Below are 6901 nucleotides of genomic sequence, written 5' to 3'. Positions count from 1 at the left end.
TCTAGGGCCCATCCCCAACCCCGTCAAACGCAAATTTCACTTTTATGGCAATTTTTGCGCCCTGGCGCGTTCTGCGCCCCCGTGACGCTTATAGCCGGCTTTCCGAGCGGTGGCAGACAACACCGGAGTTCGGATGCGAACTCGATCCTTCCCTTGCTTGTAACGTAAATGATTTGCCCGACGCCCCGCTGCGGCGATAGCAGGGTGGTAATGCCCGGGGGCGTCGGCATCAGTCGGAGAGCTTCGAACCGGGATCAGGGAGATAAGGATGTCGACGGGTTTCTCATCGGTGACGATCGCACTGCTGCTACAGACCGCGGCCGCGCCGATCGCGTCGCGACCGCCGGCCTCGCCGCCCCCTGCCCCTGCCCCGACATCTGCCCCAATATCTGCCGCGCCGGGCGGGAGCCAGACATCCACGCCGCTTTCGGCGGTAGCGAATCCAAGTCTCTGGCCGACCGCCAAGGCCATGCCGTTGCGCGACGCGAAGATCGAGGCGCGGCTCGACGCGATCGTCGCGCGCATGTCGATCGAGGACAAGGTCGGCCAGCTGATCCAGGTCGACATCGCCAGCATCACCCCCGCCGACCTGCGTACCTACAAGCTCGGCTCCATTCTCAACGGGGGCAATTCGGGTCCGAACGGTGACGATCTTGCGCCGCCGATCGAGTGGCTGAAGCTCGCGGATGCCTTTTACGATGCGTCGATGGCGCGCAGCGACGGTCGGCCCGCCATTCCGGTGATCTGGGGCACCGATGCGGTGCACGGCAACAACAACATCCCCGGTGCGACGCTCTTCCCGCATAATATCGGCCTTGGCGCGACGCGCGACCGCGACCTGATGCGCGAGATCGGTCACGTGACCGCGATCGAGACCGCCGCCGCCGGGATCGACTGGACCTTCGCGCCGACGCTCGCGGTGGTTCGCGACGATCGCTGGGGCCGCACCTATGAGAGCTATTCGGAAGAACCCGCGGTCCAGGCCGATTTTGCCGGCGCGGTGATCGAGGGCGTACAGGGCAAGGTCGGCACCAGGGATTTCCTTGCCCCCGACCGCGTGATCGCGACGACCAAGCATTTCCTCGGCGACGGCGGCACCGGCGGGCGCGACCAGGGTGATGCGCTGATCCCCGAAACGGCGCTGCGCGACATTCATCTCGGTGGCTACCCCGCCGCGATCGAAGCCGGCACCCAGTCGGTGATGGCGAGCTTCTCGAGCTGGAACGGCGCCAAGATGCACGGCAACAAGAGCCTGCTGACCGGCGTGCTCAAGGACCGGCTCCATTTCGACGGCTTCGTCGTCGGTGACTGGAACGGCCACGGCCAGGTCGAGGGCTGTTCGAACGAGAGCTGCGCCGCTGCGATCAATGCCGGGCTCGACATGTTCATGTATTCGGGCAGCGGGTGGAAGACACTCTACGCCAACACGCTGAAACAGGCGCAGTCGGGCGAGATCTCCGCCGCGCGGCTCGATGACGCGGTCCGCCGCATCCTCCGCGTCAAGCTGCGCGCGGGCACGTTCGACCGCGGGCGGCCGTCGTCGCGCGCGCTCGCGGGCAAGATGGAGCGGATCGGCGCGGCCGACCATCGTGCGATCGCACGGCGGGCGGTGCGCGAATCGCTGGTACTGCTCAAGAACCAAGGCGGGCTGCTGCCGCTCAAACCCTCGGCCAACATCCTAGTCGCGGGTGGCGGCGCCGATGATATCGCACAACAGGCGGGCGGCTGGTCGCTGACCTGGCAGGGTAGCGGCCTTACCAATGCGAACTTCCCCAATGCCCAGTCGATCTGGTCGGGCATCGACGCGGCGGTCAAGGCGGCGGGCGGCATCGCGACGTTGTCGGCGAACGGCAGCTTCGCGAAGAAGCCCGATGCGGCGATCGTCGTGTTCGGCGAACAGCCCTATGCCGAGTTCAAGGGCGACCGCCCGACGCTCGACTATAGCCCCGACGACAAGACCGATCTCGCGCTGCTCCGCAAGCTCAAGGCGGCGGGCGTGCCGGTGGTGGCGGTATTCCTCTCCGGACGGCCGCTCTGGGTGAACGCCGAGCTCAATGCCGCCGATGCGTTCGTCGCGGCGTTCCTGCCGGGCAGCGAGGGCGGCGGCGTCGCCGACGTGCTGTTCCGCACCAAGGACGGGCGCATCGCGAACGACTTTCGCGGCAAGCTCAGCTTCTCCTGGCCCAAACGCCCCGATCAATATGTGCTCAACCGCGCGGACCCCGGCTATGACCCGCTGTTCGCCTATGGCTATGGGTTGAGCTACGCGAAGCCGGGCACCGTCCCGAAGCTCGACGAGACGCGCCCCGCCGGACTCGCCGTGGCATCGAGCGGCATCGTGTTCGGCAAGGGTCGCGTCCCCGAAGGCTGGTCGCTCGTCCTCGCCGAACAGGGGCAGTCGAAAGTCCGCCTCCTTGGCGTCAATGCGACGACGACGAACCGGCGGCTTACCGCCTCGGCGGTCGACCGCCGCCGCCAGGAGGATGCACGCAGCCTCGTCTGGTCAGGCGGTGCGGCCGAGGCACGCATCGAGGCGGATCGTCCGCTCGATCTCACGCGGGAGAGCAATGGCGAATTGAGCCTCGTCGTCGACCTGCGCGTCGATCGCGCCGCCAGCGTACCCGTCACGCTCGGTATGGTCAGCCATGACGGCGCTACGGTGACCGTCCCGATCACCAGGACGCTCGCGACCGGTACGCCGGGCGAATGGCGCCAGGTCGTCGTGCCGCTGCAATGCTTTGCCAAGCGCGGTGTCGACATGGCGGATGTCACCGCACCCTTCGTGCTCGCGACCGACGGCGCGCTTGGGGTGTCGGTATCCGACGTGAGGATCGATTCGGCGCCGGTGCCGATGACCCAGTGCGGCGACTGAGGTCGATCGGCGTCGCGGCCGCCTAGACGGCGTTCGCGTCCAGCGGCGTCGTCCGCGGTTGGAGGCGGAATGGATCGAACCCCTGCGGCAGCCCGACGCTGACGGGATTCGGCAGGATCCGCCCTACCCGCGTCGCCGCGGCGACGACGTCGGGCGCGGTCCGGACCGCGTCGTCGACCGGGTCCGTCAACCGGTCGAGCGGCGTCGTCGTTGCGGAGCCGGTCGGCTGGACATAGCGCAGCGCCCAGTCGCGGGTCGTCTCGTCGGCAAGCCGGCGGATGACGAGCGCGCGCGCCGCGGCCTGGTCGCCCCGACAGACATACATCTGCATCGCGGCGCCCGGCACCAGCGCTTCGTCCAACAGCACCTCTGCGGTGACGGGTTCGGCGGCAGCGCTCTGTCCAGTCCGGGCGAGCGCACAGGCCTGCCAGGCTTTGACGAGCAGGACGGACGCGCGGTTGACGTTGCTCCCGTATCGTTTCGCCCGATCGAGAAAGACGTCGGCGCGCGTGAGGACCTGCGGCCAGTCGGTCTCCATCGCCGCCAGCTGCAGATAGGCGCCGTCGAGATTGAGGCCATTGCCCTGGTCGTCGGCCGGCACGGTCGTCGCGACCCTGGCCAGCAATGCCCGCGCCTCGTCATAGCGCCCCTGATGCGCCAGCGCCCTGGCGACAATCGGCGCGAGGAACACGCCCTCGCCCCGCGGCGCGCCCGCGGCACGCGCTTCCACGGGCACCGCCGCTCCGGTGTCGATCGCGTCGAACATCGGCACAAACAGGCCGAGCACCGCGGGATACGCCTCGAGGCGGGAGAGGCGACGCGCATAGGGCGTAGCGGTGTCGAAATCGGCAGCCGCCGCCCAGTCGCCGCGCAACTCGTCGAGGTAGCGCCGCGACTGGGCGGCAAGATCGGCACCGGCCCACTCGGCGATCCGCGGCCAGAGCGGCGCATAGCGTCGGTCGATATACAAGGTGAGGAGATCATCCGGATCGCCGATCGTCGTGACGAGGTTTACCGCCTCGTCAGTCGCTGCGCCTGGCGACATCCGCATCGCCTCGCGCGTGCGGGACAAGGCTGCGGTCGAGCGTTCGGGCGCGAGCCCCGAACTGAAGCCGATCTCGCCAAGCCGGGCGTTGAGCCGGTCTGCCCGGCTCCGGTCGCCGATCTCGGTCAAACGCCCCGTCAACGCCATGACGACGTAGCGGTCGAAATGCCGCGTCATCTCAGGCGCGAGCCGGCTGGCCTGGAGGAGGAGATCCGCGGCGCGCTGCGGCGAACCGGAAAAGGTATAGATGCCCGTCGCGACGAGTTTCGGCCGCGGATCATCCGGCAGAAGCCGCAGCGCCTCCTCGATCGCCGCGACCGCGGGGCCGGTCGCCTGCGCGCTTGCGAGAACACCGGCCCGCACCGTCTGCACCATGCCGCGCAGCGGCGTCGGCCGCGGCAGTTTGGCAAGGACCGCATCGAGCCGGGCGATGTCGGGCGATCGCCCGGCAATCGCCGACGCCGCCTCCGCCATCACCGCGCGATCTGCGGGATCGGTCGTCATCGCTAGGGGATCTGCGACCTGGGCGCGGGCCAGTCCTGGGGTCATGCCATAAGCCATCGTCGCGGCGACCGCGGTTAGCGCCATTCCAGATCTGAAAACCGGTCTCATGCTGTTCCCCTCTGCACAGATCCGAGCACAGGGGGCGCAGACTGTCCATCGCTCCACCTCCGACTTTTTTTGACGTCGAGTCGCGGCACCGATGAAAGCGCGAGGATGCGGACTGCGCGCGCGCTGCGGCAACCGGCAGCGCGTACAGTCAGGGCGAGCGACGCTGATCACGGATCGCCGCGGTTATCGGCTGCCTTAACTGGCATCGGCTGCGCGCGAGCGGATCAAACGCCGAGATGGATCATGCCCGGACGGTCCAGCTGACGATCCTCAAGAACGGAACCTTTGCTGGCTCCACCACTGACGTGGTTTCGACTCGCCGAGCGCCAGCCCCTCAGGCGGGGTCCGCGCTGCCCTGTTCGGTGATCGGATGGAGCGAGGCGCGCACGTTGACCGACGTCAGCTCCTGTTCGATCCAGTCGACACAATCGCTGATCTTCGCGCCGACCAGCGCATTGCCGCCTTCGTCCGCGATGCGCAGCGCCTCCTCGAGGAGGAAAGCCATCGACCTCAGTCGAGCAACCGTCTGCGCGTAACTCTGCATCGCTCAATCCCTTGATCGTGATCATGACGATATCAGAATTGCGTGCGATTTGAAGGGTCAATGACGGTGTCGGATTGGGACTTTTGGCTTAGACCGTCGATTATCTCGGTCCCGCCCTATGGCGCGGCAGCCGCCTGATACCTATTTTTTCCGAGTTAGGGCGGATTCCGGCGTGGCGACGCAACCGGTTCCGTGGCGATCCGTTCGTTAGCGGATCAGGGAGCTTTAGATCTTTATGAACAGCAATGACGGATTTCCCGTATCGCGCCGTGGCGTGATCGCGGGTGGCGTAGCGACCGCGACCCTGACCGGGACCCCGGTGGGTGCGCAGGTTGCGGCACCGCAACAGACCCCGCCGACGACGATGCCGGTGACGCTCAAGGTCAATGGCCGCAATACCCTGATCGAGGTCGATACGCGGACGACCCTGCTCGACGCGCTGCGCGAGACGATGAAGCTGACGGGCACGAAGAAGGGCTGTGATCACGGCCAATGCGGCGCCTGCACGGTCATCGTCGAGGGCCGGCGGATCAACAGCTGTCTGACGCTCGCGGTGATGCACGAGGGCGACTCGATCACCACGATCGAGGGTCTGGGCACGCCGGAGAAGCTGCACGCGATGCAGGCCGCCTTCGTCAAGCATGACGGCTATCAGTGCGGCTATTGCACGCCGGGCCAGATCTGCTCCGCGGTCGCGACGCTCAACGAGATCAAGGAAGGCATCCCAAGCCATGCCACCGGCGACATCGCCGCCAAGCCGAAGGTGACGACCGCGGAGCTTCAGGAGCGGATGAGCGGCAATATCTGTCGCTGCGGCGCCTATTCGAACATCATCGACGCGATCCACGACGTCGCCGGCACGGAGCGCATGGCATGAAGGCCTTTACCTTCGAACGCGCCAAGACCGCGAGTGCCGCCGCGGCAGCCGCCGTCCGCACTCCTGGCGCCAAGTTCATCGCGGGCGGGACCAACCTGCTCGACCTGATGAAGCTGCAGATCGAGACGCCGCAGCATCTGATCGACGTCAACGGCCTCGATCTCGATACGATCGCACCGACCAGCGACGGCGGCCTGCGGATCGGTGCGCTGGTTCGCAACACCGACCTCGCCGCCGACGCCCGCGTCCGCAAGGATTACGGCGTGCTCAGCCGGGCACTGGTGTCGGGCGCGTCCGGCCAGTTGCGCAACAAGGCGACCACCGCGGGCAATCTGTTGCAGCGGACCCGCTGCCCCTATTTCTACGACACGACCAAGCCCTGCAACAAGCGCCAGCCCGGCAGCGGCTGCGCGGCGATCGGCGGCTTCAACCGCAATCTCGCGGTCATGGGGACCAGCGATGCCTGCATCGCGACGCACCCGAGCGACATGGCGGTCGCGATGCGAGTGCTCGATGCGACCGTAGAGACGGTCAATTCGGCGGGCCAGACGCGCGCCATCCCGATCGCCGACTTCCACCGGCTGCCGGGCACCACGCCGCATATCGAGACCGCGCTTGCCCCGGGTGAGCTGATCACCGCGGTCACGTTGCCAAAGCCGATTGGCGGCACGCACATCTATCAGAAGGTGCGCGACCGTGCCTCTTACGCGTTCGCTTTGGTGTCGGTCGCGGCGGTCGTCCAGCCCGATGGTCGCGGGCGCCTTGCCTTTGGCGGCCTTGCGCACAAGCCGTGGCGGGTCGAAGCTGCCGAGGCGCAACTGCCCAAGGGTGCCAAGGCCACGGCCGCGGCCGTTCTGGCTGGCGCCCGCACGACGTCGCAAAATGCATTCAAGCTGCCGCTGATCGAACGCACGATCCACGCAGTGCTCGAAGAAGCGAAGGCCTGATCGC

At 67.3% G+C, this 6901-nt stretch carries 5 protein-coding genes; 3 read left to right on the top strand and 2 right to left on the bottom strand.

The window, feature by feature from the left end; all coding sequences use genetic code 11:
* Nucleotides 1-268: 268 nt before the first annotated feature.
* Nucleotides 269-2872, top strand: a complete 2604-nt coding sequence (locus IFS44_RS15300; protein ID WP_192099073.1) for a glycoside hydrolase family 3 protein — start codon at nucleotides 269-271, stop codon at nucleotides 2870-2872.
* 22 nt (nucleotides 2873-2894) lie between these two features.
* Here the strand turns inward: IFS44_RS15300 and IFS44_RS15295 are convergent, their stop codons facing one another.
* Both IFS44_RS15295 and IFS44_RS15290 read right to left on the bottom strand, forming a co-directional pair.
* The gene (locus IFS44_RS15295; RefSeq protein WP_206757846.1) at nucleotides 2895-4421 is read right to left on the bottom strand and encodes a hypothetical protein; all 1527 of its coding nucleotides are present in this window, start codon (nucleotides 4419-4421) and stop codon (nucleotides 2895-2897) included.
* A 442-nt stretch (nucleotides 4422-4863) separates the two neighbouring features.
* Nucleotides 4864-5034: a hypothetical protein gene (locus IFS44_RS15290; RefSeq protein WP_159043649.1), complete on the bottom strand. Its 171-nt coding sequence runs from the start codon at nucleotides 5032-5034 to the stop codon at nucleotides 4864-4866.
* A gap of 274 nt (nucleotides 5035-5308) precedes the next feature.
* On the opposite strand from IFS44_RS15290, the gene paoA reads away from it, so the two are divergent.
* A complete protein-coding gene (gene paoA / locus IFS44_RS15285) occupies nucleotides 5309-5950 on the top strand; it encodes an aldehyde dehydrogenase iron-sulfur subunit PaoA (protein WP_037529025.1) in 642 nt (213 codons plus the stop codon).
* On the top strand, nucleotides 5947-6897 hold the full coding sequence (locus tag IFS44_RS15280) for an FAD binding domain-containing protein (protein WP_056405928.1): 951 nt from the start codon (nucleotides 5947-5949) through the stop codon (nucleotides 6895-6897). Before paoA ends, IFS44_RS15280 begins: the two co-directional genes overlap by 4 nt.
* Nucleotides 6898-6901 lie beyond the last annotated feature (4 nt).

Source organism: Sphingomonas sp. CFBP 13706, assembly GCF_014842355.1.
Lineage (GTDB): Bacteria > Pseudomonadota > Alphaproteobacteria > Sphingomonadales > Sphingomonadaceae > Sphingomonas > Sphingomonas aerolata.
The sequence above is the reverse complement of the archived record's forward strand: the minus strand, read 5'-3'. Positions and strand labels throughout refer to the sequence as shown.